The sequence below is a fragment of the Kitasatospora sp. NPDC036934 genome (genome assembly GCF_055608425.1).
Genome location: NZ_JBVJQR010000038.1, coordinates 38,574 through 59,990, shown reverse-complemented (window position 1 = coordinate 59,990; position 21,417 = coordinate 38,574). Strand labels below are relative to the sequence as shown.

Annotated in this window: 21 protein-coding genes and 2 pseudogenes; 9 read left to right on the top strand and 14 right to left on the bottom strand. The window is 72.3% G+C overall.

Features of this window, described 5'->3' with window-relative positions; genetic code table 11:
- Positions 1-49 precede the first annotated feature (49 nt).
- The 5 genes and pseudogenes from ACZ7BZ_RS34885 to ACZ7BZ_RS34865 all read right to left on the bottom strand — a co-directional run bounded on the left by ACZ7BZ_RS34885 (position 50) and on the right by ACZ7BZ_RS34865 (position 4,659).
- On the bottom strand, positions 50-1,246 hold the full coding sequence (locus ACZ7BZ_RS34885; protein WP_470361857.1) for a chitobiase/beta-hexosaminidase C-terminal domain-containing protein: 1,197 nt from the start codon (positions 1,244-1,246) through the stop codon (positions 50-52).
- 215 nt (positions 1,247-1,461) lie between these two features.
- Entirely contained in the window at positions 1,462-2,622 is a 1,161-nt protein-coding gene (locus ACZ7BZ_RS34880; RefSeq protein WP_470361856.1) for a hypothetical protein, read from the bottom strand.
- 298 nt (positions 2,623-2,920) lie between these two features.
- On the bottom strand, positions 2,921-3,430 hold the full coding sequence (locus ACZ7BZ_RS34875; protein ID WP_470361855.1) for a hypothetical protein: 510 nt from the start codon (positions 3,428-3,430) through the stop codon (positions 2,921-2,923).
- Positions 3,431-3,460: 30 nt separating this feature from the next.
- A pseudogene (locus ACZ7BZ_RS34870) lies at positions 3,461-3,777 on the bottom strand (Mpo1-like protein).
- Positions 3,778-3,867: 90 nt separating this feature from the next.
- Positions 3,868-4,659 (bottom strand): maleylpyruvate isomerase family mycothiol-dependent enzyme, encoded by a 792-nt coding sequence (locus tag ACZ7BZ_RS34865; RefSeq protein WP_470361854.1) that lies wholly within the window; start codon positions 4,657-4,659, stop codon positions 3,868-3,870.
- Positions 4,660-5,056: 397 nt separating this feature from the next.
- On the opposite strand from ACZ7BZ_RS34865, the gene ACZ7BZ_RS34860 reads away from it, so the two are divergent.
- A complete protein-coding gene (locus ACZ7BZ_RS34860; RefSeq protein ID WP_470361853.1) occupies positions 5,057-5,626 on the top strand; it encodes a GNAT family N-acetyltransferase in 570 nt (189 codons plus the stop codon).
- 320 nt (positions 5,627-5,946) lie between these two features.
- On the opposite strand, the gene ACZ7BZ_RS34855 is transcribed toward ACZ7BZ_RS34860, so the two are convergent.
- Both ACZ7BZ_RS34855 and ACZ7BZ_RS34850 read right to left on the bottom strand, forming a co-directional pair.
- Complete coding sequence (locus ACZ7BZ_RS34855; RefSeq protein WP_470361852.1) at positions 5,947-7,329, bottom strand: erythromycin esterase family protein; 1,383 nt, start codon at positions 7,327-7,329, stop codon at positions 5,947-5,949.
- Positions 7,330-7,565: 236 nt separating this feature from the next.
- Positions 7,566-7,763 carry a hypothetical protein gene (locus ACZ7BZ_RS34850; RefSeq protein ID WP_470361851.1) on the bottom strand — a complete coding sequence of 66 codons (198 nt, stop codon included), beginning with the start codon at positions 7,761-7,763 and terminating at the stop codon, positions 7,566-7,568.
- A gap of 298 nt (positions 7,764-8,061) precedes the next feature.
- Between ACZ7BZ_RS34850 and ACZ7BZ_RS34845 the strand changes: the two genes are divergently transcribed.
- A complete protein-coding gene (locus tag ACZ7BZ_RS34845) occupies positions 8,062-8,499 on the top strand; it encodes a hypothetical protein (protein ID WP_470361850.1) in 438 nt (145 codons plus the stop codon).
- Positions 8,500-8,572: 73 nt separating this feature from the next.
- Here the strand turns inward: ACZ7BZ_RS34845 and ACZ7BZ_RS34840 are convergent, their stop codons facing one another.
- Positions 8,573-8,968: a DUF6087 family protein gene (locus ACZ7BZ_RS34840; protein ID WP_470361849.1), complete on the bottom strand. Its 396-nt coding sequence runs from the start codon at positions 8,966-8,968 to the stop codon at positions 8,573-8,575.
- Positions 8,969-9,126: 158 nt separating this feature from the next.
- On the opposite strand from ACZ7BZ_RS34840, the pseudogene ACZ7BZ_RS34835 reads away from it, so the two are divergent.
- Positions 9,127-9,207 (top strand): annotated as a pseudogene (locus ACZ7BZ_RS34835) (helix-turn-helix domain-containing protein); the annotation flags it as partial.
- A gap of 67 nt (positions 9,208-9,274) precedes the next feature.
- The gene (locus ACZ7BZ_RS34830) at positions 9,275-9,622 is read left to right on the top strand and encodes a hypothetical protein (RefSeq protein WP_470361848.1); all 348 of its coding nucleotides are present in this window, start codon (positions 9,275-9,277) and stop codon (positions 9,620-9,622) included.
- A 174-nt stretch (positions 9,623-9,796) separates the two neighbouring features.
- Here ACZ7BZ_RS34830 and ACZ7BZ_RS34825 read toward each other — a convergent pair whose 3' ends face one another.
- From ACZ7BZ_RS34825 to ACZ7BZ_RS34815, 3 genes are all read right to left on the bottom strand, one after another.
- Entirely contained in the window at positions 9,797-10,144 is a 348-nt protein-coding gene (locus ACZ7BZ_RS34825; RefSeq protein WP_470361847.1) for a hypothetical protein, read from the bottom strand.
- A gap of 108 nt (positions 10,145-10,252) precedes the next feature.
- The gene (locus ACZ7BZ_RS34820; RefSeq protein WP_470361846.1) at positions 10,253-11,029 is read right to left on the bottom strand and encodes an AAA family ATPase; all 777 of its coding nucleotides are present in this window, start codon (positions 11,027-11,029) and stop codon (positions 10,253-10,255) included.
- A 170-nt stretch (positions 11,030-11,199) separates the two neighbouring features.
- Positions 11,200-11,832: an AAA family ATPase gene (locus tag ACZ7BZ_RS34815; protein WP_470361845.1), complete on the bottom strand. Its 633-nt coding sequence runs from the start codon at positions 11,830-11,832 to the stop codon at positions 11,200-11,202.
- A gap of 301 nt (positions 11,833-12,133) precedes the next feature.
- Here ACZ7BZ_RS34815 and ACZ7BZ_RS34810 point away from each other — a divergent pair, with 301 nt between their 5' ends.
- The 4 genes from ACZ7BZ_RS34810 (at position 12,134) to ACZ7BZ_RS34795 (ending at position 16,182) form a co-directional block, all read left to right on the top strand.
- The gene (locus ACZ7BZ_RS34810; RefSeq protein ID WP_470361844.1) at positions 12,134-12,940 is read left to right on the top strand and encodes an SDR family oxidoreductase; all 807 of its coding nucleotides are present in this window, start codon (positions 12,134-12,136) and stop codon (positions 12,938-12,940) included.
- Between the two features lie 27 nt (positions 12,941-12,967).
- Complete coding sequence (locus ACZ7BZ_RS34805; protein WP_470361843.1) at positions 12,968-13,861, top strand: helix-turn-helix transcriptional regulator; 894 nt, start codon at positions 12,968-12,970, stop codon at positions 13,859-13,861.
- Between the two features lie 151 nt (positions 13,862-14,012).
- A complete protein-coding gene (locus ACZ7BZ_RS34800; protein ID WP_470361842.1) occupies positions 14,013-14,834 on the top strand; it encodes an AraC family transcriptional regulator in 822 nt (273 codons plus the stop codon).
- 178 nt (positions 14,835-15,012) lie between these two features.
- Complete coding sequence (locus ACZ7BZ_RS34795; RefSeq protein ID WP_470361841.1) at positions 15,013-16,182, top strand: 4-hydroxybenzoate 3-monooxygenase; 1,170 nt, start codon at positions 15,013-15,015, stop codon at positions 16,180-16,182.
- Between the two features lie 272 nt (positions 16,183-16,454).
- On the opposite strand, the gene ACZ7BZ_RS34790 is transcribed toward ACZ7BZ_RS34795, so the two are convergent.
- A complete protein-coding gene (locus ACZ7BZ_RS34790) occupies positions 16,455-16,898 on the bottom strand; it encodes a DUF2690 domain-containing protein (RefSeq protein ID WP_470361840.1) in 444 nt (147 codons plus the stop codon).
- A gap of 571 nt (positions 16,899-17,469) precedes the next feature.
- Between ACZ7BZ_RS34790 and ACZ7BZ_RS34785 the strand changes: the two genes are divergently transcribed.
- Entirely contained in the window at positions 17,470-17,922 is a 453-nt protein-coding gene (locus ACZ7BZ_RS34785) for a hypothetical protein (protein ID WP_470361839.1), read from the top strand.
- Between the two features lie 384 nt (positions 17,923-18,306).
- Here the strand turns inward: ACZ7BZ_RS34785 and ACZ7BZ_RS34780 are convergent, their stop codons facing one another.
- Together ACZ7BZ_RS34780 and ACZ7BZ_RS34775 are read right to left on the bottom strand one after the other, a co-directional pair.
- A complete protein-coding gene (locus ACZ7BZ_RS34780; protein ID WP_470361838.1) occupies positions 18,307-18,972 on the bottom strand; it encodes a fasciclin domain-containing protein in 666 nt (221 codons plus the stop codon).
- 92 nt (positions 18,973-19,064) lie between these two features.
- Positions 19,065-20,705 carry a molybdopterin-dependent oxidoreductase gene (locus tag ACZ7BZ_RS34775; RefSeq protein WP_470361837.1) on the bottom strand — a complete coding sequence of 547 codons (1,641 nt, stop codon included), beginning with the start codon at positions 20,703-20,705 and terminating at the stop codon, positions 19,065-19,067.
- Between the last annotated feature and the right edge of the window lie 712 nt (positions 20,706-21,417).

Below are 21,417 nucleotides of genomic sequence, written 5' to 3'. Positions count from 1 at the left end.
CCCGCGAGGTCTACCGCGCCCTGACCAGCACACCCACCACACAAATCACTCAAACCGACCTCGCCCCTGCGGCTTGACAGCCATAGGAGCATCCCGTCACCTTGCTGTCGGCGAGGTAGCCGCCGCTCGCCCACCCGTGGCTGGCCGGGTAGAGCTGAAGGTCACCCCGGACGTCGACGCGCCGCAACGGCGCCGCCTGCGCCACGGCCCAGCGGTTGCCGCCGGCCGGGTTGATGGCCAGGTTCTCCGCCGAGCGCCAGAAGTTCTGCGTCGCGTTGCCCGCGTCCGAGGCGTTGAACGCGTCGACCGTGACATGGCCGTTGATGGTCACGTCGTCCGGGTTGAGCCCCAGGCCCGCGACCGAGGTGTAGAACCCGACGTTGTCCTCCACGTTGTACACGCCGGGTTTGAACAGGTCGGCCACCCGGTCCTCGGAGAACTGCGCGGTGTTGGTGTCCTTCATCCGGGCGAACTGGGCGTCGAGCTGCGCCTGGATGGCGGCGTTGGACATGCCCGGGTCGAAGACGTGCACGTCGGGGCCGAAGTCCGGGGTGTCGGACTGGGTCGGACACTCACCCGTCGAGCCGCCGATGGTGAAGGCGGCCGCCGCCGTCGCCGAGTCGGTCAAGCCGGAGGCGAACGCGACGGCCCGTACGGTCGTCGTGGCGGCGACGGTGATCGGCCCGGTGTAGCGGGCCGACGAGGCCGTCGGGACGGAGCCGTCGACGGTGTAGCGGATCGTCGAGCCCGCCGTCGCGTCCGTGATGGTGACCGACTGCGTACTCGGGAACGAGCCGCCGGCCGGACTGAACACCGGTGTGGCGACCCGGCCCGGGCCGCCGCCACCGCCCTGCGTGTAGCCGAAGTGCGGGGTGTCGTACTGCGGGCCGTTCTTCTCGTAGGTGAACCAGTACTCGACCACCGTGCCGGCGGAGAGCGAGCCGACGGTCCGGGTCCAGGTGCCCGCCTCGTTCGTCATCCGGAAATTCTGCTGGCCCGCGCCGTTGACCAGGTAGTGCACGTCGACGTAGAGCGCCGGCGTCGTCGGTGTGAACGCGATCCGCACCTGAGAGGCGCCGAGCACGGTGGCGCTCTGGGTGTAGTCGCCGGACGCCGAGGCCTCGGACGCGGACGCGGACGTGAGGCCGAACAGCCCGGCGAACGCCAGGGCGAGAACGGCGAACAGCGCCACGGCCCGTGACGGCCCGCGCCCCGGAGCCGAGCGCGGAAGGACTGAGCGGTGCATGCGGTGGATTCCTCTCGTCCGCGTTCGCGCACTGAACACCGGATCGGCCCTGCGGAAGCGCCGGCAACACTTCAGGGCGTGACCCTCGGCCACCGCGGGGCAGACGCTTTCGAACCGGCCCGCAAGGGCCGTCGTCCAACAGTCGATCGGGTGTGAGCATGTCAGAAGGGGAGTCTCATGGCGGCCCGAACCACCGTCAAGGGCCGGCACACCGTTCACCCCCGGCGAACCGGAACTCGGCTCGCCGAAGTGCCGCACACCCGCCGGGTCCGTCCCGGCGAACAGCGCCATGAACGCCGCCACCCACGCCCAGGCCGGCACCCGCGGCAGCCAGCCCGGCCCCGATCGCACCGCGCAGCGCGATCACGGCGATCTGGCACTGTCTCAGCCCACGACCGACCGGTCCACAGCAGCGCGCCGAGGCCGGGCACCGTGTCCGCCGGCAGGGTGTGCGCCATCACGATCCGCGCGACGGCGTCGAGCAGCCGGCGGCGTCCTCCGGGGCGCGGGCAGGCCGGGGTGGTGCCGGGTGACGGCCGGATCAGCGCGGGCAGGCCGGGGTGGTGCCGGGTGACGGCCGGATCAGCGCGGGCGGTACCGCAGGTGGCGCACGTACAGACGATGCACGTGATCGCGCCGACCGCGCACACCGGCAGGCCCAGCCCGACCGCCATGATCACGCCGTCGCCGACGCCCTGCACGGTCTCCTCCCTGACCATCCCGTTCGCGTCGGTGATCCGGCGGGTGGTGTCCGCGTTGTTCGCGAGATAGGTGACCATCGAGGCGCCCACCACCAGGAACAGCGCCGCCCCGGCCAGGAACCAGCCGCCCGCCCGCTCCTGCCACTCGTCCCCTTCCAGCCGCCGCGCGCGGGGGCTGTGCTCCACCACCGCGCGGCCCAGGCCGGGAGCCCCGGAGGCGTGCCCGTCGATGCGCAGGCGCGCGCCGTCGGCGAGGGCGAGGCGGCAGCGGTAGTCGTTGCCCAGCCGGCGGGCGAGGCCGTGGATCCTGGTGGTGCCGGGCATCGTGATCGACACGACCTGGCTCCACTCCCAGCCCACCGCGCCACGCCGCGAGCCGTGGACGATTCCGCGTTCGCGGACCTCGAAGTACTCTCCGGCTCCGCCCCGCACCGCGCGCCACGCCTGCGTCACGGCGACGTACAGCGCCCCCAGGGACAGACCGATGACCAGGCCGATCGCCCGGCCGCCGCCCGAGCGGCCGTCGTCCATGCCGAACGCCCACACCCCGAGCCAGCCGGTGGGCACGGCCAGCACCAGCGCCCACACGGCGTTCTGCCACCGCGCCCGGGTGTCGACCCGGTGTCTGCTGAGCACGGCGCCGAACAGGTCAGTCATCTCCGTCTCGCTGATCATCCGCAAAGTGAAGCACCGACACCACGTCCGCTCAAGGGCGTTCGTCCGCTCCCGACCGGCGCCGGTGCGGCCCTGCCGTGCCGCCCCGTGTCCGCCTGCCGCGTGGCCTGACGGGGTGCCCGGCCGCAGCGCCGGCAAGACGTACCCGGGCGTCCACCTGGACCGCAACCAGCCCGCCACCCCGGACACCCCCCACCGGATCTTCGTCCGCTGACACCGCCGGACGGCGATCCGAACGTCCGTCGGGCCGGGTGCGACCGCCCGGCTTCCGGGGTGGTCCCGGCGGAGCGGAGCGTCGTCAACCTCGCTCGCCCGGACCGCGGATGAGGCGGCCGAGCATCGCCATCACGGTGATCCTGGTCCTCTTGTCGTTCGTCACCGCGCAGTGGGCATCGACGCCTCGCTCGTCCGGTGCCTCGTCCGGCTCGGCCAGGCCCAGCCGGATCAGGTCGACGGCGTACTCGTGGCACCGGGAGTAGTCCGCCGCGGCGCTCACGGCCTCGACGTGGTCGATGCGGCCGGGGTCCGCGGCGCGCACCAGCGCCGGGCTGGGCGGCGGGCCCAGCACCTCCTTGATCCACTCCGAGACGGTCTCCCGGGGGCAGCCCCGTTCCAGCCCCGAGGAGGCCGCGGCGGCGAGCGCCAGGCGGATCAGGAGCGTCCCGAACCAGGCCGCGGCCTCGGCCGGAGGTGTGTCCGTACCCGCTGGCGGCATCACGGCCCGGTACAGCGCGGCCGGGTCGTCGGCGTGCGCGGCGGCGACGACCGTCTTCACCGCGTTGCCGAGGGCGGCCTGATCGATGGTCATGTCGATGGTTCTCCCCACAGTTGGCGGCCGTCAACTTACCGCTCTGGCGCGGTGAACGGCTGCCGAAGGGCACATCCGCGCGTCCCCGCGCAGGGACCAGCCCGGGTGACCGAGGTGGCCGGGTTGTTCCCCTCGGCGAGGAGTGCGCCGGCCAGGCCGTGCCGTACCCGATCAGCGGAAGGGCCACCAGTCGGCGCTTCAGGCCGCGCGCGCCGGGCCACGGACGCCCACCGCGAGCCCGGTGAGGGCGCCACCAGGTGCACCCGCCTGGTGGCGGCCTTGGAGTGCATCGCCACGTAGGAGGGCCAGGACTCCTCGAAGGACGCGAAACGCCTGCTCTCAACCATGCCGGGACGGTAGCGGCACGCCGACGCTCGGCCCGGGGCATGGTCGGATGAACCGACGACGCGACCGGGCGCCGCGTCGTCGACCACCCGTTACGCGTTCGGGTCCCAGGCGAAGAGTCGCTCGAAGACGCCCCGATCGCCGTCGATCTTCACCGAGTCCAGCGGGGTGCGTCCGTAGAACCACAGGACCAGCTCACCGGCCGTGCCCCGGGCGGAGGCGTCGGCCGGGGCCTGGGCCTCGCCCTCGCCGGCAGCCGGGAGGCGGACGGCGCGGGCGCCGTCCGCCTCGACCGTGAAGCGCCAGGAACGGCCCTCGGTGGCGTGGTAGTCGACGACGGCCGGCTCGTGCGGCCAGACGCCCGACCACGCGCAGCAGGTGAACAGGAAGTCCTCGACGCCGTCCAGCGCCACCTCCGCCGGCAGCGGCTGCGCGGCGCCCACGGTGAGCTGGGCGTCATAGGTGTGCATCGCGATCTCCTGAAGCTGGTGCCGGGCGACGGCACCGCTGGTCCGCGGCGACTGCGAGGCGCCCCACCACGTCCAGCACTCGGCGTCCGGGCCGGCCTCCCGCAGGGTGTCCAGCAGCTCCTGCGTCGACGCGGCCAGCCAGGCCACCAACGCCTCGCGCTCCCGGGGCGCCTGCGCCTCGTTGCGCGCCGCCACGGCCTCGGCCGGCGGGGCGTCGGCCGGGCCGGCCTCGACGACGGCGGCCCAGAACGGGCGCCCCGAGCCCAGGTGCCGCGCCAGATCGAACAGCGTCCACTCGGGACAGGTCGGCACCTGAACGTCCAGGCTGGGCGCGGCGGCGATCGCGGCCCGGAAGGCCGTCGCCCGATCGTCGATCAGTCGCAGCAGGTCGGGGATTTCAAGATTCTTCTGCACTACGGCTGTCTATCACCGCACTCCCGGCGGCCGAAAGCGGATTTCCCGGCCGCCACCTGCCGACGCCGTCCGAACCATCCGCCCGACCCCCCGCCAGCGGCGCCGCCGCGGGCCGCTCCACCCCCGGGCCCGAACAGCAAACGTCCACACCTTCCTCGACCGCACCGCCCCCGCGCGCGACCTGTCCCGCCTCCCACCCCTGGCCGGTGACCTCCTCACCACCTGGCCTCGCCACCACACCCACGAACGACTTGGGGAGCGATAGAGGCGGGTCCTCGGCCGTGACGTGAAGGCGGCCGTGCCATGCTGCTGTTCCTCCAGCACCCCACCCACCCGGTTACGGACGCGGCCCGGAAAACGCCTTGGACCGTCAAACCGTCTCGGCCATGATCCTCACGTGACCACCTACCTCGAATCCGAGCGCCTGACCCTGCGCCACTTCGCCGCCACCGACGCGGACCTGCTGATCGAGCTGGACAGCGACCCGGCGGTGATGCGCTACCTGACCGGCGGCGCTCCGACCCCGCCGGAGGAGGTCCGCGACCTCGCCATCCCCAGCATCCTCGCCGGCTACGAGCGCTGGGATCACGACCTCGGCCTGTTCGCCGCGCACGAGAAGGACGGCGGCGCGTTCGTCGGCTGGTTCTGCCTGCGTCCGCTGCGCAGCGGCCCGCATGAGGAGGCCGAACTCGGCTACCGCCTGCGCCAGGCGGCCTGGGGCCGGGGCTACGCCACCGAGGTCTCGCGGGCGCTGCTGGCGAAGGGGTTCGCCGAGCTCGGCATCCGCATGGTCTGGGCCGAGACGATGACCGTGAACCGCCCTTCGCGCAACGTCATGGAGAAGCTCGGGATGACGCTCGCGGAGAACATCCCCACGCCGGACGACATGATGGCGGTCGAGGGTTCCGAGCACGGGGGCGTGCGGTACGAGATCACGAAGGAGCAGTGGGAGCGGCGGCAGGCGTAGGCGGCGCGAGGCGCGGGACCCGTGGATGTGAAGTCCGCAAGGGCGGGTCCGAGCACGGCGGCTGCTTCCGCGACGACTTCTTCGTGCGGGCCGAGGTGGGCCAGCTGCTGGAGGCGGTCGCTGCGGCTCTTGAGGACGAGCCGGTGACCGGAGGAGGTGATGCGGGCGCGTGCTGCGGCGGTCCCGGCCGCGTCCCAGGCCGCCCGGGTGCGGGCGGCGCCGGCCACCGCCTTCGCCCAGATCCGCTCCGGCCCGTCCGGTGCGCGCGCCGGCGGGGGCTCCGGCAGCACCGGACGGACGCGCCCCGGTGGACCGCGGGGTCAGAACTTCCGTGCCTGGCTGACCTGGTGCAGGTGAACCAGGACGTCGTAGGCCCGGCCGAGCGCGAGTTGCGGCTTCGGGTCGCTGACGTAGGTCGAGCCCGCCTCGTAGGTGGGGCGGGAGGTGTCCAGCCAGTCGCGGGCCGCCCGGGGGGCGGTGCGCAGGTCGACGTAGTAGTCCCGGTAGCGGACCCGGTCGAGGGTGTACTCGTTCATGTCCGGCGTGGCCGACGGCACCGTGACGGTCTTCCAGTCGTCTGTCAGGACGGCGTCGTTGGTGAGGAAGGAGCCGCTGTCAAAGGTGAAGCCGATCGCCGCGTAGTCGCGGCCGTAGGTGGCGCGCAGCCGCGAGCCCTGCGGCTCGGGGTACAGGAAGGTGTCGGTGGCCAGGTAACCGACGTGCCCGTTGTGCGCGGATAGCAGCACCTTGCCGCCCGTGTGGCGCTGCCACCATGCGGTGTTGTCCGCCATCGCCCGGTCGCGCAGCTGCTCGGCGGCGGAGACCGAGGCCCGGTCGGACATGTCCAGGGTCGCGAAGGCGAAGGTCTCGGCGATGTTCCGGGCGTGCTGCACCGCCCACGCGTGGGCGTCGTCGGCGGCGCCGGCGCCGGCGCCGCTCGCGGTGACCAGGTCGAGCGCCTGTTGTGCCTTGGCGCCGTTCTCCCGGCGTTCGGCGAGCGGCTTCTTCAGGTAGGCGAGGACGTCGTCGAGCGGCCGCAGGCCCGCGTAGAGGCCGTCGAGCTGAGGGAGGATGTCGGGGCGGGCCCCGCGCACGTACGAGGTGACCTGTTCGAAGATCCGGTCGCCGAGTCTCGGCAAGCCGAGATCGTCGCCCACGAAGTGGACCGGGTTCTGCGGGTGGCTCCGGTTGTACTCCCTCATCCAGGCGATCAGGTCGGCGAACTCCTCGCGGTCCCACGGGCTTCCGCCCAGGGCGTCCTTGACGAGTTGCCGCGCGTCGCCGGGCCCGCCCTGGACGTACTCGTCGATCTGCAGGCCGCTGCTCCAGCTCGTCTCCAGGGCGAAGGCGGTGAAGCCCTTCTCCTCGACGAGGTAGCGGAACAGCCGCTGCTTCATCGCGAAGAACTCGTGCGAACCGTGGGTGGCCTCGCCCAGACCGACCACCTTGGCATCGCCGATCATCGCGCCCAGGGCGCGCAGGTCGGTGGTGCGGCCGCCCGGTTCGGTCGTCCGCAACGGCTGGGCGACGCCATCCAGCGCGCGCACCACGGCGGAACGCTGCGACGCGACCGGGTCCGCGGCCGCGGTGGTCGCACCGGACGTCACCGGCGAGGCGACCGCCGCTACCGGGACCAGTGCGGCCGCAGCGGCCACCACCGCCGTCAGCAGTCCACGCCGCCCGATCCCCTTGGTGCCTGCCATCGTTGTGATCACTCCTCGACTCGACGGACTGCCGCTGCCTGCGGCGTTCGGTGAGTTGATCTTCACGGGGCGGGGCCTGCCGCGCGCTGGGGCGGACCGCCGTCTTCACCGGGGGGAAACCCCCGACCGGATTCGGCGGTCGTCCCCCGGCCGCCGTCGGCCCGCCGGCCGTTACCGCGCGACAGCCGCCCAGCCCGGTGCCCGGAGCCCCCACCGGGGCCGAGGAGCGGACGCTGTCAGTCCCAGAGCTCCGACGTGGGCGGCCGCCGGCGCAACACGCCCAGCGCCCGGCCGGCCAGCGGCCGCACCGCGTCCTTCCCCGTGTCGAGCTCGCGTCCGTGCAGCGTGAGCAGGCCACAGACAGTCGCCACCCGCCAACCGCCCGACTCCCGGTCCACCTTCACCGGGCGGGTGTCGCCGTACTGCAGCAGCACCGCGGACACCTCCCCCAGGCAGGGTCCACCACCAGGTAGACCGGCCGCGGCCCCTTGTCCGCCGGGCAGCTCTTCACCTCCCCGCCGAACGGGATTCGAACCAGGCGGTGTCGGCACCGCCGAAATCCATCTCGATCCGGCGGAACGGGGTGCCGTCGGACGGCAGTTCACCAGCATCGAGTGCGAGCACGGGCCACGCAGCGACATGGCTGCCCACGATACCCTGCGCCGCCTCGGCTCCGCGGACTGAGCGCGTGCTGAGCGGGTATGACCGGGCCGAGAAAAGTGAGGTGGCTCTGTGGTCGGGTGGATCGTGCTGGGCCTGTTGCTGGCGCCGGCTGTCCTCTTCCTCCTGGTGCTGGTCGTCGCGACGCTCCACCGACCGAAGAGCCCATTCGGCACCGCGCCTGGACGGCCGGCCGGGGCGAGCGCGTCCGTCGGCGACTTGGGCGCTGGCGGGATAGCACCGTCACCGCCGACGCCCACGCCCACGTCCACGCCCACGCCCACGCCCACGGGCGAGCATTCGTACTCCGAGTTCAATGCCTGGCTCGCGGCCTACCGACGCGCGCACCCCAACGCCACCCCTGAGATGGAGGTGGCCGCCGCACGCGAATACCACGAGGACAAGACGAAGTACCGCGGCGTGTCGCCGGGCGTAAGGGCCGCCCACAAGAAGCTTGAGAAGGAGCGCCGGGGTACCGGCTGGAACGACGACTGGGCGCGCGGCGGGTAGTTGAGCGAACTCTGGGCCGAATTGCATCGCTGCTGCCCAGCAGGCCGAGCACGCCGTGACCGTCTCAGCTTGATCATCCGGAGCCAAGGTGACCGGGCGAAGGTGCCGCTCGGACGCCGACACCGCTCGGCGAGGCCGTCCAGCAGAATCGAGCCCGAAGCACACCTCTCAGGATGACGGCGGCAGTTCGGGGAGGACGATCGCCACCCGGGCGTGCCCGTCCCAGCTCCTGGAGCAGCCGAGGGGCGGTGGGGTCCCTGTGCGCGGCGGCTGTGGTGACGACTCGTCGCGCTCCGACTCGGCGAAGACGCCTGGTGCGGTGTGCGGTCCACGCGCTGAGCGGTTCGTCGGCCACCGCCTGGTTCCCCTCTGGCTGGGTGGTCGGTGCGGTCAGCGTGGCAGGGGCCGGGCGGGGCCGTCCAGCCCCAGTACACGACCGGGCCGGCACCCCTGGGATCGCACTCGTCATCCGAACGAGCCCCGCGCTGTCAGCCGAGGTCAGCTCGTCTGACCCCGGCAGCCGAGGACCCCGCCCACCGGTTCCCTCGTTGCGTCAGGTGAACGCGGGTTCGGCCGACGAACACAGTTCGAAACGACTGAAGCCACAGACCGGCCAGCCCCGGTGACCGTCGGGGCACCGGGTCGGTGGTGACCTGGCGGCGGGCCCAGATGGTGCTGTCCGCCCAGCGCATGCCCGTGGCGAAGATTGGCGGCCGACCAGGACTTGAGTACCCGTACTCAAGACGAAGCCGGGGATCGGCGCGAGGATGACCGGATGCCAACGTGGATAGTCGACGTTCTCGTGGCCGTCGTCCTGACCACCGTGGAGGCGACGGCACTGGTCATCACCGCCTTCGCCCTCGGAATCAAACAGTGGGCCGCCGACAAGGGAGGCCACGGGATCACACCGGGGCTGAGACGGACCGTCCGCGCCGTGTCGGTGGCGTCCCTGGTGCTGCCCTTGGCCTGCGCCTACGGGCTGTTTCTCCTGCACCTACCGATCGCGGCGACCGCCCAACTGCTGCTGGCCGCGGCCGTCCCGTTCCTCCACCCCATCCTGACGGGCGTGAACCGACTCCGGGAACGCCTCACCCGCCACCGGCACGAACGCCCACCGCGCTGACACACCCGGAACCGCCACCAGGACGGGAGCGCCGGGAGGGCCGGCCCCGACGACCGCCGCCGCCCGGCGGCCCCGGACGACAGCCAGGACTCCCGGCACCCGGCGGCAGCGGCGGTCGACGGCACCAGGGCGGACGCCGTCCCGAGCAGCGCCTGCGGCCCGCCCGGCACCCTGTCACACCCACCGGTCGCGCCCGGACCACACACCGGATGAGGGGTATCCGCCCACGTCACAGCACGCGACAGCCCACGCCCGGTCCCAGCGGCGCGGGTCCGCCGGGCGGGGTTCGTCGTGGGCTCGGCCACCCGCGCCGTACGCGCCGATCTCGGTGACCAGCGCGGCGCCATCGGCGAGCTGCCCGGCGTTCCAGCCGGTGACGTCCAGCAGGAGGCCGCCGAGCGGGCCGCCGACCAGCTCGCGGTGGACGCGCCCCCGGCCCCCGTCCCCGGCAGGAACCCGGCACCCCGGCCCACTCCGCGGATCCCGGCCCGGGCGGACCGGGCAGGGCCGAAAACGGCGCATTCGTGGCCGCCTGGACCGACCCCGTCGGCTCAGGACCGACGACCGTACGTCAAGGATGAACAACGCCCCCGGACCAGGCCGTGCCGGTGTTCTTGGCCCGTTTCCGGGTCAGGGCCGGCTGGGGCGCGGTTCGTCCTCGCCGAACAGGTCGCGCAGGAAGCGCTCGGGCCGGTTCACGAAGGCGCGGGTCAGCGCGACGGGTTCGGCTTGGTCGTATCCCACCTGCTCGATGGTGCCGTCGGCTTCGAGCTGCAGGATCCGGGCGCCGGGGAGGGCAAGCAAAATGGGCGAGTGCGTCGCGATCACGAACTGGCTTCCCTGGGTGAGGAGTTCGCGCATCCTGACCATCAGGGCCAGGCAGCCCTGCACGGAGAGCGCCGCCTCCGGCTCGTCGAGGACGTAGAGACCGTTCGGCCCGAAACGGTGGAGCGCGAGGTCCAGGAACGACTGGCCGTGGGAGCGTTCGTGCGGGGAGCGGCCTCCGTAGGCGGGCAGCAGCGGGGTCGGACCTTCGCGGTCCAGGCGTTCGATCTCGGTGGCGACGTTGTAGAAGCTCTCCGCCCGCAGGAAGTACCCGGTGCGCGGGCGCCGGTTCCAGCTCAGCACCAGGTGCTCCCCCAGGACGGACTCGCTGGAGCGGGTGGCGAAGCGGAACGACTTCGACCCACCCTCGGCGTTGAATCCGGCGGCCGTGGCGATCGCCTCGATAAGGGTGGACTTGCCCGAGCCGTTGTCGCCGACCAGGAACGTCACCCCGGGCGCGAACTCGATCCGCCCCGACCCGGCGAGGCGGGCAACCACGGGCAGGTCGAACGGGTAGCCGCCGGCCTCAGGGCCCGGCTCGACCCGGACGTGATGCAGGAACCCCGGGGAGAAGACACTCATCTGACGATCGTAGGCTGGAGAAGGACGCGCTCGCCTGACCGTCCAGCCGGATCATGGCCGGCTGGCACTACTGGGGGCGGCGTGCGATGCGCTCCTGGGCGACGGCCCCCGCCCATTTCACCGCCGGCAGCTCGAAGTCACCCGAGACCGACGGTGCGGAAGGCGGTGGCTCAGTCGAACCGGATGTGCTTGGCCCCTGTCCAGGCCCGGCGGAGGCGCCCTCGTAGTGCGCTTTCGGTGTTCGGGGCGAGCGTCAGTCCCGAAGAGGCGGCGATGCGGTCGGCGACCTGCGGAATCGTGAGGCGGTCGGTCCACAGGTGCTCGGCGAACTCGGCCTCGCGCAGGCGCTCCAGACACACGTCGAGTTTCGACAGGGCGAAGCTTTCCCGGCGCAAAGGAGCGTCTTTCCCGGCGACGAACTGCACGGCGTGTCCGAAGCCACGCTCGCGCAGCCGTTGCAGCACCGTCCCGCGCTCGGCCAGCAACGCGAAGTGCCGGACGTCATGGCCACGCTCCCGCAGCCGACCGACGGTCTCGCGGAAGTACGCCGGCTCCACGACCGTCATCGGCGCGATCACCACGCCGTCGTGCTCGGCGAGAGCACGGTCCAGCACCTCGTAAACACCCTGCCGCCAAGCGGGAAGGTCCTGGAAGTCCCCGCGCAGTGGCGGGGGCGTCATCCGATGAAGACCGAAACCTACGTGCTCGGGGTCGCAGATGACACTGCCAGCAAGCCGCCGTTGGATCTCGTGCGCGGTCTGCGTCTTGCCACCGCCGAAAGGGCCGTTGATCCACAAGAGCATGCACAGACCCTACTGCGCTGATGCGGCAACGGAGCCGCGTCCCAGGCGGCCCGCAGCGCGCCGTCCACGGGCATCAAGCCGGCGGATCCCGACTCGGCGCACAGGCAGGGGGGTTCTGACAGTGCCTGTATCACCAGGGTCTCCCAGACGTCGAAAACGCCTGTCAACCTGGTCGAGTCGAGTCGAAAGCGCCGACGAAACTCCCTGGACACGCACTGCGGCTTACCCCGTCAGTCACATCAGCTGCGCCGGAGTGCGGCCGTGTCGGCGCACGGTTGCACGGCAGAAGGGACGGAGATCAATGGCGAACGCCCAATTCACCACTCGCACAGGACTTTTCGATCTGAGTGGGAAGTGTGCCCTTGTCACTGGCGGCACCAAGGGCATTGGGATGATGATAGCGCGCGGCCTTCTCCAGGCGGGCGCCCGCGTCGTCATCAGCTCACGCAAGGCGGACGCGTGCGCGGAGGCACAGCGTCTACTGTCCGGATTCGGCGACGTTCGGGCAATTCCCGCCGACCTGTCCAGGCACGACGAATGTCAGCGCCTCGCTGATCTTGTCAAGGCCGACGCGGAACGCCTGGACATCCTTGTCAACAACGCGGGGGCGATGTGGCGCGAGCCGCTGGCGACGTTCCCGGACGAGGCCTGGGACACAGTGATCGACCTCAACCTCAAGTCGCCGTTCTGGCTGGTGCAGGCGCTTCTTCCTGCACTTCGCAGGGCGGGCACCGCCGATGATCCCGCGCGGATCATCAACATCGGCAGTATCGCCGCCATCCACGTCGCCGAGTCGCCCAACTACTCGTACGCAAGCAGCAAAGCGGCACTCCATCAACTCACCCGGGTGCTTGCCAGAGAGCTGGGCCCCCAGCACGTCACGGTGAACGCGGTAGCACCGGGAGTGTTCCCCTCACAGATGACGGCGTCCACGCTCGATGCCATCGGCGACACGATCGCGGCGGCGGCCCCTCTGCGCCGGCTCGGCCGCGACGACGACATGGCGGGTATCGCCGTGTTCCTCGCCAGCCGGGCCGGGTCCTACCTCACGGGCACCGTCATCCCGGTGGACGGCGGCATCGCGACGACCGCAACGGGTACCCCCTGAGCTGCGGGACGGGCTTACGGTGAGGGAATGGCCACGATGGATCCACGCACCGAGATTCGGGAGTTTCTCAGCTCGCGTCGCGCCCGCATCGCACCCGAGCAGGCGGGCCTGCCCGCTTACGGCGGCAACCGTCGGGTGAAAGGGCTGCGCCGCGAGGAGGTGGCGCTACTGGCGGGGGTGTCGGTCGACTACTACGTGCGCATGGAGCGCGGCAGCCTCGCGGGTGCCTCCGACGGCGTGCTCGACGCATTGGCCTCTGCCCTGCAACTCGACGAGGCCGAGCACGACCACCTGTTCCACCTCGCGCGCCGATCCGGGGCGCCCAGCGGCCCACGCCGGCGCAGGTCGGCCTTGACGGTGCGCTCGGCACTGCAGCAGGTTCTCGATGCGATCTCCGATGCGCCGGCCTGGATCTGTAACGGCCGTTATGACGTGCTCGCCACGAATCAACTCGCCCGCGCGCTGTTCTCGCCGGTGCTCGCCGACCCGCGACGGCCGGCGAACACGGCGCGGTTCGTCTATCTGGACTCCGCGGCGGCCAGCGACTTCTTCGTCGACTACAACCACGTTGCCGGTGACGCGGCCGCGAAGCTACGCATGGAAGCCGGCCGCAACCCGCACGACGAGGAACTGATCGCCCTCGTCGGCGAACTGTCAACGCGCAGTGAGCTGTTCCGGCAGCGGTGGGCATCTCAGGACGTGCGGCTGCACCGGTCCGGACGCAAGCGGGTGAACCACCCGGTCGTGGGCCGGCTCGACTTGGACGTCGAGTCCCTGGAACTACCCGCCGAACCCGGCCTGCACCTCACCGTCTACACCGCAGCGGCGGGCACGCCGACCGCTGACAATTTGGCGCTCCTGGCGTCGTGGGCGGTCCCCCGACCGACGCCGAGGTCCGAGCTCGAAGCACACGACGGATAGCCCGACCGATGAGCTCGTCTCCCTGCGGGGAGGCGAGCTCCTTGCCCCCCGACCCGTTGCCCGGCGGGGAGAGGTGCCCGGTGCCCGAGGGACGCGTCCGCTCAGTCCTCGTCGACGTCCGCGCCGGCCGCCGCCGGTACGCTGGTGGCCGATGCCGGAAACCCGCCGACCCGTCCCGCCCGCCCCACCCACGCCGGCGCCCACCGAGCCCACCGAGCCGGCCGAGCCCTCGGCGCAGTCGCCCCGCTCTGCGGCCTGGGTCCCGCACGGCTACCACCTCGACGCCCACTCCCACACCCACGGCCAGCTCGTGTACGCCGCCGCGGGAGCGTTCAGCACCACGACCGGGCTCGGGACCTGGATCGCGCCGGCGAACCGGGTCACGTGGACCCCGCCCGGGTTCGACCACTCGCACCGGTTCCACGGCCGCACCGACGTCCGCGTGCTCGACGTCCCCGTCGACCTGTGCGGTGAACTCGCCGCCCGCCCCGCCGTCTTCGGGGTGAGCCCGCTGCTGCGGGAGGCGCTGCTGGCCCTGACCGACCGGCCGCGACTGCGTCCTGGCGCCGACCGGCGGCTTCTCACCGTGGTGATCGACGAACTTGCCGAGGCCACCGAACCGGCCCTGCACCTGCCCGAGCCGCGCGACGGCCGGCTGCGGGCCGTCACCGACCTCCTGCGCGCCGACCCCGGCCTGCCCGCGACCCTGGCCTCGCTGGGGCGCACGGTGGGGGCGGGCGAACGGACCCTGAGCCGCCTGTTCCACACCGATCTCGGTATGAGCTTCCACCGCTGGCGCACCGTTCTGCGCATCCACCACGCCCTGGTCCACCTCAGCGGCGGCCTCTCCGTCACCGACACCGCGATGGAGTGCGGGTGGTCCAACCCGTCGAGCTTCATCGAGGCGTTCACCGGGATCGTCGGACAGACCCCGGGCCGCTACCAGGCCGAACTGCGCGGTGGCGTGCCGTAGCCGCTCGGCCCGGCCTTCGGGTGGGCCCGCACCGCCCGTGGCACCCGTACCCGGCGTCTGTACCGCCTCCGCCGGGCTTGGCGGGTTTCCGGTATCCGCTGGCCGTCTGCCGGTTGGGGCAGGCCCGCGGCCGGCGCACAGTGGTGTCCACAGGGCCTAGCGAGAGGGAGACGGACACATGGTGGACACAGCTGGGAGCACCGACGTCGTCATCGTGGGGGCCGGGGTCGCCGGACTCACCCTCGGCAACCTCCTGGTGCGCAACGGCATCGGCTGCGTCGTTCTGGAGAAGCACGGCCGGGCGTACGTCGAGCGGCGGCAACGGGCCGGCACGGTCGACGCCCGCGGGGTGCGCATGTACCGGGAGTGGGGGCTCGACGGGGTGGTGGAGAGCTCCTTCTCCCCGAAGCTGATGGGCTTTCGGGTCGACGGGCAGGAGGTGTCGCTCGTGTCCGGCGGGGACGACGCCGACGACATCGCCTTCTGCCCGCAGCAGGTCCTGGTCCGAAACCTCATCCGGGCGTTCCTGGACGCCGGCGGCGACCTCCGGTTCGAGGCGGCCGACGTCCGGCTCGAAGGCCTCGACGGCGAGCGCCCCGGCGTCTACTACCGGGACGGGTCGGGCACGCGGTCCATCGACTGCGACTACGTGGCGGGCTGCGACGGCCACCACGGGGTCAGCCGGGCGTCCGTGCCCGCCGGGGTCCTCACCCGCCACTGCCACGAGTTCCCGTACGCCTGGCTGAGCGTCCTGGTCGATGCCCCGGCCGATCCCGCCACCATGGCGATACACCCGCGCGGCCTGGCCGGGCTGATCCCCCGCGGCCCGCACGCCGGGCGGCTCTACCTCCAGTGTCCGGTCGAGGACACCCTCGCGCAGTGGCCCGACGAGCGCATCTGGAGCGAGCTGGCGGCCCGTGTCGGCTCGCCCGTCACGCCCGGCCCGATCGTCGACAAGCGGCTCCTGCCGCTGCGGAGCGTGGTGTACAGCCCCATGCAGTACGGCCGGCTGCACCTGCTCGGGGACGCGGTGCACATCGTCCCGCCGATGAGCGCGAAGGGCATCAACCTGGCCCTCCACGACACCGAGGTGTTCGCCCGCGCCGTCATCCGCCGCTACCGGGACGGCGACCCGGCCGCGCTCGCCGACTACTCGCGGACCTGCCTGCGCCACGTCTGGAACTACCAGGCCTTCGCGGTCTGGCTCACCGAGATGATGCACAACGCCGGGGACACCTCGTACGAGGGCGAGTTCCGCCGACGGATCGCCCGGGCGGACCTGGAGCGCCTGCTCGGCTCGCCGACGGCCAAGCGGCTGTACGACGAGTTCACCGCGGGCGTGAACTAGACCGCGTGCCCGGCACGGGCAGCCGGCACCGATCGCCCGACAGGAAGGACACCGGTGTGCGGCTGCGCCCCGCGGCATCGTGCCGCGGGGCGCAGCGGCCGGCGTGACGTGACGGGGGCACACGGGTCGCCGGCGGCCGGGCCGGGTCCGGCGCCCAGGCCGACCAACCGACCAACCGACCAACCGACGGCGAACGGCCCGGCGCGGTCGTCCAGCATGCCGATCGCCCGGCCGCGGGCCCACTCGACCTGGTGCCCGCGGGCGGGGCGGGGTCAGAACCAGTCCGTGCAGGAGACGCCGCCGTAGCTGTCCACGACGTCGCATGCCCGGGACTTGATGTCGGCGTCGTTCACCATGCGCGTGTAGTACGGCCCGGAGCCGTTGGCCGGAACGTGCAGAGCGTTGAAGTCGGGAGAGGAAGAGGAGTCGTTCCAGATCGAGATGGTGTCGCCCACCCCGTTCATGCCGGACGCACGGCGGGCCCAGGCGGCCCGGCAGGAGGGGCTGTAGCGCAGTTCGACGCCGAACGACGAGGTCTGGATCGTCCGGGCGTCGTCGGCGCAGGTCGTGTCGGCGGGGTTGAGCCCGCTGCAGCTGCTGGCGTAGCAGCTCGTCGCGGCGAACGCGGGCGAGGCGCCTGCGCCCAGCAGCAGGCCGGTCACGGCTATGGCCATGGCGGCACCGGTGCTCGCGATACGGCGGGTCGTCAGGCGCATGGAGGGACTCCTTCGGGGAAACGTCGTGCGGGATCCGCGACGCAGAGTGTCGCGTCCGGGGCCCGTCCGTGTCACCGGCTGCACGTCCCCGCCCGTCCCGGGACGCCCACCTGCATCCCGGGGACGCTGTCCCGTCTACACGTCCCCACCGATGGTGCTCCAGGACGCGAAGCCTGAAGCGATGTCGGATCCGTGAGGACCTCACAGTGCAGCAATGGGCGAAGGCGGAAGCCCACGTGCCGTGGCGATGCGCGGGACTGCCCTGGGGCTGCCGGGCCGGTGCGGGTCGGCTCGACGGCGACGCCCCTGTATGGATTGTCATGGCGTGTGCGGGTTGCGCCACGGGCCTGTAACAGGCGCTGACGTGTGCGGACGGCCGGTGCGAGGATCGCCGTGTCAGCGGGAGGCCGCCTCGGGAAGGGGCGGGGCCGCCCGCACCGCCACCGTTCCGGTGAGACGGCATCGAGAGTGAAAGAGGAACAACATGCGTGTCAAGAATGCTCGTTGGGGACTTTCTGCTGCGGTGCTCGTCGTCGCGGGGCTGGCGCTGACGGCGTGCGGACCTGAAGACGTGGCCTCCTCGGACACACCCTCCGCCACCAGCGCGCCGGTTGCCACGAGTTCCGCGCACGCCAGCGGCAAGCCCACCGCCACCGCGCCCGTGACGAGCGGTCAGGGGTCCTCCTCGACCTCCGGTGGCAGCGGCGGGTCCGACGACGGCCACCAGCAGACGCTCGTGGGCAAGTTGAGCTACCTCGCGCCCGGCAAGCTGACGGTCAAGCCCGACAACGGCGGCACCGATCAGGCGTTCATGGTCAGCAACGCCACCAAGGTCCTCGGCGCAGCCGCGATCTGCTCCCCCGACGGCAGCCACGTGACCATGGACAGCCAGGGCTACGGCACCACGAAGTGCACCGCCGACCAGTTGGAGACGGCCGCGAAGACCGGCGCCGTCACCGTCCGCGTCACCTTGGACTCCTCGTTGGGCGTCGCCCAGACCGTCGCCGAGAAGTACCACCCGTAAACAGGGCGGGTTCGTGGTGGCAACCGGCGGGGCCGCACGGCACGGGCAGGAGGTAGTGGGCGGCGGTGCGCAGGCGTTCAGCGGACACGGGGCTCCCTGCGGTCGGGTAGCCGGGTCACGGCAACGTGATCCGGCTACCCGACCGCAACCCCCTTGTTCAGCTGACGTCGAAGTCGTTCTCGTCCCAATCGAAGTCGTCCGGTCCAAAGCCGCCGTAGGGGCCGCCGTTGAAGTAGTCGGCGAGTGCCTCGCCGATGGTCCCCCGTACCTCGTCCTCGTCCTGCGCTGGGGCCGGAGCGGCGGCCTGCTCCCCGGTCAGGGGGTCGCGCGAGCGACCGGGGCTCGCCCAGGGGCGTGCCCCGGCGTGGCGCGGGGCGGTGCGGGTCAGCTGGTGGGCATCAGGACGGTGTCGACGATGTACACGGTGGCGTTGGCGGTCTGGACGTTGCCGCACAGCACCTTGGCGTTGGAGTTGACGGTGAAGTCGGGGGCGGTGCCGGTGACGGTGAGGTCGCTGGTCTCAAGTGTCCTGTGGGCGCCGGTGAGGGCGGTGGGGGCCAGGCGCTGGGGGACGACGTGGTAGGTGAGGATCTTGGTGAGCTTGTCCTTGTCGGCGAGGACGGCGTCGAGGTCCTTCTTCGGGATCTTGGCGAAGGCGTCGTTGGTGGGCGCGAAGACGGTGATGTTCTGCGCGGAGTTGAGGGTGTCGACGAGGCCTGCCTGCTTGACGGCGGTCACCAGGGTGGACAGCAGCGGGTTGTTGGAGGCGGCGGTGGCGACAGGGTCCTTGGCCATGCCCGCGAAGGAGCCCGCGCCGTCCTTGGGCACGGCGGCGCAGGCGGTGCCGAACGGCTGGTCGCTCACGGCGGCGCCGGAAGCCGCGCCGTCGCCGGCGGACGCGGAGGTCGCGGCGGACGCGGAGGTCGCGGGGGCCTTGGAAGCGGAGGACGTCGTGGAGCCGCTGCTGCTGCAGGCGGCCAGGCTGACCGCGAGCGCGGTGGCGGTGAGGAGCGCGGCGACGGTGTTGCGGCGGCGGGTGATGACGGACATGGGAAGGGATCTCCTTGTGAGGTGAGCCGGCCGCCCTCGTGGGCGGGCCGTGCCGGGCGCTTTGCCCGGCGTTGGGGGTGGGTGAGGGGGGTTCAGGTGACGGTGACGACGGTGCTGTGCCAGCCGGTGGCGCCCGCCGGGTAGGGGGCGGCGCGGTTCTCGGTCTGGGCGGCGCCGGTGGCGTCGGTGGCGCGGACCTCGATGCGGTGGGTACCGGGGGCGGCCCCGGTCCAGGTGTGGGACCACTGCCGCCACAGATCGGGTCCGGCGTCGGCGGCGAGCAGCGTCTCCTGCCAGGGGCCGCCGTCGACGCGGACCTCGACAGCGGCGATACCGCGGTGGGTCGCCCACGCGGTGCCGGCCAGGGTGACGTCCCCGGCCGCGACGCGGGCGAACGGCGCCGGAATCTCGATGCGTGAGGCGGTGCGCACGGTGCCGGTGCGGTCCCAGCCGCGGCGGACCCAGTACGGGTCGTAGGCGGCGAAGGTGGTGACGTCCAGGTCGACGAGCCACTTGGTGGCGGAGGTGTAGCCGTAGAAGCCGGGGATGACGCTGCGGCAGGGGAAGCCGTGGGCGACGGGAAGCGCTTCGCCGTTCATCGCGACGGCGAGCAGTGCGCGGCGTCCGTCGAGCACGGATTCCAGTGGAGTGCCGATGGTCATGCCGTCCTGGGAGCGTCCGACGAGCTGGTCCGCGCCGGGGCGCACGCCGGCTCGGCGCAGCAGGGCGGGCAGGGAGGCGCCGAGCCAGCGCGTGGTGCCGACGTAGGGGCCGCCCACCTCGTTGGACACGCAGGACAGCGTGTGGTCCAGCTCCTCCAGCGGTTCGCGCAGCAGGTCGTCGAAGGTGATCAGAAGGGGGTGGTCGACCAGGCCCCGGATGCGCAGGGTCCAGCGCCGGGGGTCGATACGGGGCAGGGTGAGGGCGGTGTCGACGCGGTAGAAGTCCGCGTTGGGGGTGACGAACGGGGACAGGCCCGGCGCGTGCGGGTGGACCGCGGTGGGCAGCGGTGGCAGTGGCTGGGCAGCCGGGGGGATGCGGACGGCGGCCCGGATGGCGCCGATGTCGTACCGGTCATCGGACAGCCTGCGGCCGACGACACCGGCGAGGGCTCCGAAGGCGATCGTCCCGCCGGTGGCGACCAGGACGGCTCGTCGGCTCGTGCCCCTCGGCTCGGCGGCCTGCTCTCCAGCCCCCGGGTCCTGCTCCGGTGCCTCACCGGCTGCGGCCGGATGCGTCGCCGCCGTGTGGGCGGATCGCAGCAGGTGCGCGAGGGTGTGCACGGCGAAGGCGCCTGCCAGGCCAGCGACCAGGGCGGGCGCGGCGTCCGCGGGGCCGGAGGCGGGACGGGAGAGGGCGGCCCAGGCACCGAGGAGGCCGAAGGCTGGGAAAACGCCCGCGCCGAGGAGCGGGCGGCGTCCTGCCAGCAGGCCGGCGAGCGTGGCGAGCAGGACCATCGTCAGGTAGATCCCGCCGAGCAGCACCGGTTTGTCGTCGGTGCCGAACGTGCGGACGGCGTACTCCTTGAGCGGAGTAGGCGTCAGGTCGATGGCTGCGGAGCCGACCGCGATGACCGGCGCGGTGTCCGGACCGGTGAAGACGGCGACCAGTTCCCCGGCACCCAGCGCGGCTGCGGCTGCGGCCCACCCGGTCGCGGCGGCCGCGCCGGCCCGCATCAGCCGATCCGGGCCGGCGCCGGAACGTCCGGGGGGCTGGGTTGCATCGTTGCTCACACCCCGCATTCGGCACACCTGCGGTCCCGGATGGGTGGCGGTTCGGCGGATGTCGATGTGCCGCACAAAGGCGCCGGGCCGGACTGCACCCGGCAGGCCGCCACCCTCCGGCCGACCGTGGCCGACCGGTCCGAAGACGTGGGGAGTGAGGGTTCGACGCCGTCAAGGTCGTTCCCCTCGGGCCGGGTGCCGCACGAAGTCGATCGCATTCGCGAGCGCATCGGTGCCCGGACCTTCGACGGGCTCTCCGCCCGGGAGGCAGCCCGCCTGCGCTCGGGTGTCACGAGCCCGGCCGGGTGGCGCCGGAGGTCGAGCGGTGCCGCTGTGCAGCCCGGCGGCACCGCGTGCCGGTGCCCGTGCGCCGCCGGTGCGGACGGGCACCGGTTCTGACGGTCGGTCGGGAGGACCGCACAGGGCCGGGCCGGTGTCTCCTCCGGTGGTCAGGGAGGTGCCGATCGGACCGTGGGCGGGCAGGCCGTCGGCGGTGCTGACGGCCCGATGGCCGTGGTGGAAGGTGGCGGCGTCGGCGGCGGGGCACTCGCCGCTGCTCTTGATGTGAATGTGCATGACGTACGGAACACCGTTGAGCAGCCCGCCGGCGTTCACGGTGATCCGGGCGGTGTCGTCACTGTTCGGCACGACGGGCGCCGGGCCCGGCGGGACCGGGCAGCGGGCGGGACCAATCCGGCCCCCCGCGCGCTCCGAACACGAT

Bases quoted from the DNA above. Each gene is read 5' to 3' on its own strand.
- ACZ7BZ_RS34825 (WP_470361847.1), bottom strand. From the start codon at position 10,144: ATGCGCCGTTTTCGGCCCTGCCCGGTCCGCCCGGGCCGGGATCCGCGG.
- ACZ7BZ_RS34805 (WP_470361843.1), top strand. From the start codon at position 12,968: ATGGCCACGATGGATCCACGCACCGAGATTCGGGAGTTTCTCAGCTCG.
- ACZ7BZ_RS34800 (WP_470361842.1), top strand. From the start codon at position 14,013: ATGCCGGAAACCCGCCGACCCGTCCCGCCCGCCCCACCCACGCCGGCG.
- ACZ7BZ_RS34880 (WP_470361856.1), bottom strand. From the start codon at position 2,622: ATGATCAGCGAGACGGAGATGACTGACCTGTTCGGCGCCGTGCTCAGC.
- ACZ7BZ_RS34795 (WP_470361841.1), top strand. From the start codon at position 15,013: ATGGTGGACACAGCTGGGAGCACCGACGTCGTCATCGTGGGGGCCGGG.
- ACZ7BZ_RS34830 (WP_470361848.1), top strand. From the start codon at position 9,275: ATGCCAACGTGGATAGTCGACGTTCTCGTGGCCGTCGTCCTGACCACC.
- ACZ7BZ_RS34855 (WP_470361852.1), bottom strand. From the start codon at position 7,329: ATGGCAGGCACCAAGGGGATCGGGCGGCGTGGACTGCTGACGGCGGTG.
- ACZ7BZ_RS34815 (WP_470361845.1), bottom strand. From the start codon at position 11,832: ATGCTCTTGTGGATCAACGGCCCTTTCGGCGGTGGCAAGACGCAGACC.
- ACZ7BZ_RS34780 (WP_470361838.1), bottom strand. From the start codon at position 18,972: ATGTCCGTCATCACCCGCCGCCGCAACACCGTCGCCGCGCTCCTCACC.
- ACZ7BZ_RS34840 (WP_470361849.1), bottom strand. From the start codon at position 8,968: ATGACGAGTGCGATCCCAGGGGTGCCGGCCCGGTCGTGTACTGGGGCT.
- ACZ7BZ_RS34820 (WP_470361846.1), bottom strand. From the start codon at position 11,029: ATGAGTGTCTTCTCCCCGGGGTTCCTGCATCACGTCCGGGTCGAGCCG.
- ACZ7BZ_RS34885 (WP_470361857.1), bottom strand. From the start codon at position 1,246: ATGCACCGCTCAGTCCTTCCGCGCTCGGCTCCGGGGCGCGGGCCGTCA.
- ACZ7BZ_RS34810 (WP_470361844.1), top strand. From the start codon at position 12,134: ATGGCGAACGCCCAATTCACCACTCGCACAGGACTTTTCGATCTGAGT.
- ACZ7BZ_RS34790 (WP_470361840.1), bottom strand. From the start codon at position 16,898: ATGCGCCTGACGACCCGCCGTATCGCGAGCACCGGTGCCGCCATGGCC.
- ACZ7BZ_RS34875 (WP_470361855.1), bottom strand. From the start codon at position 3,430: ATGACCATCGATCAGGCCGCCCTCGGCAACGCGGTGAAGACGGTCGTC.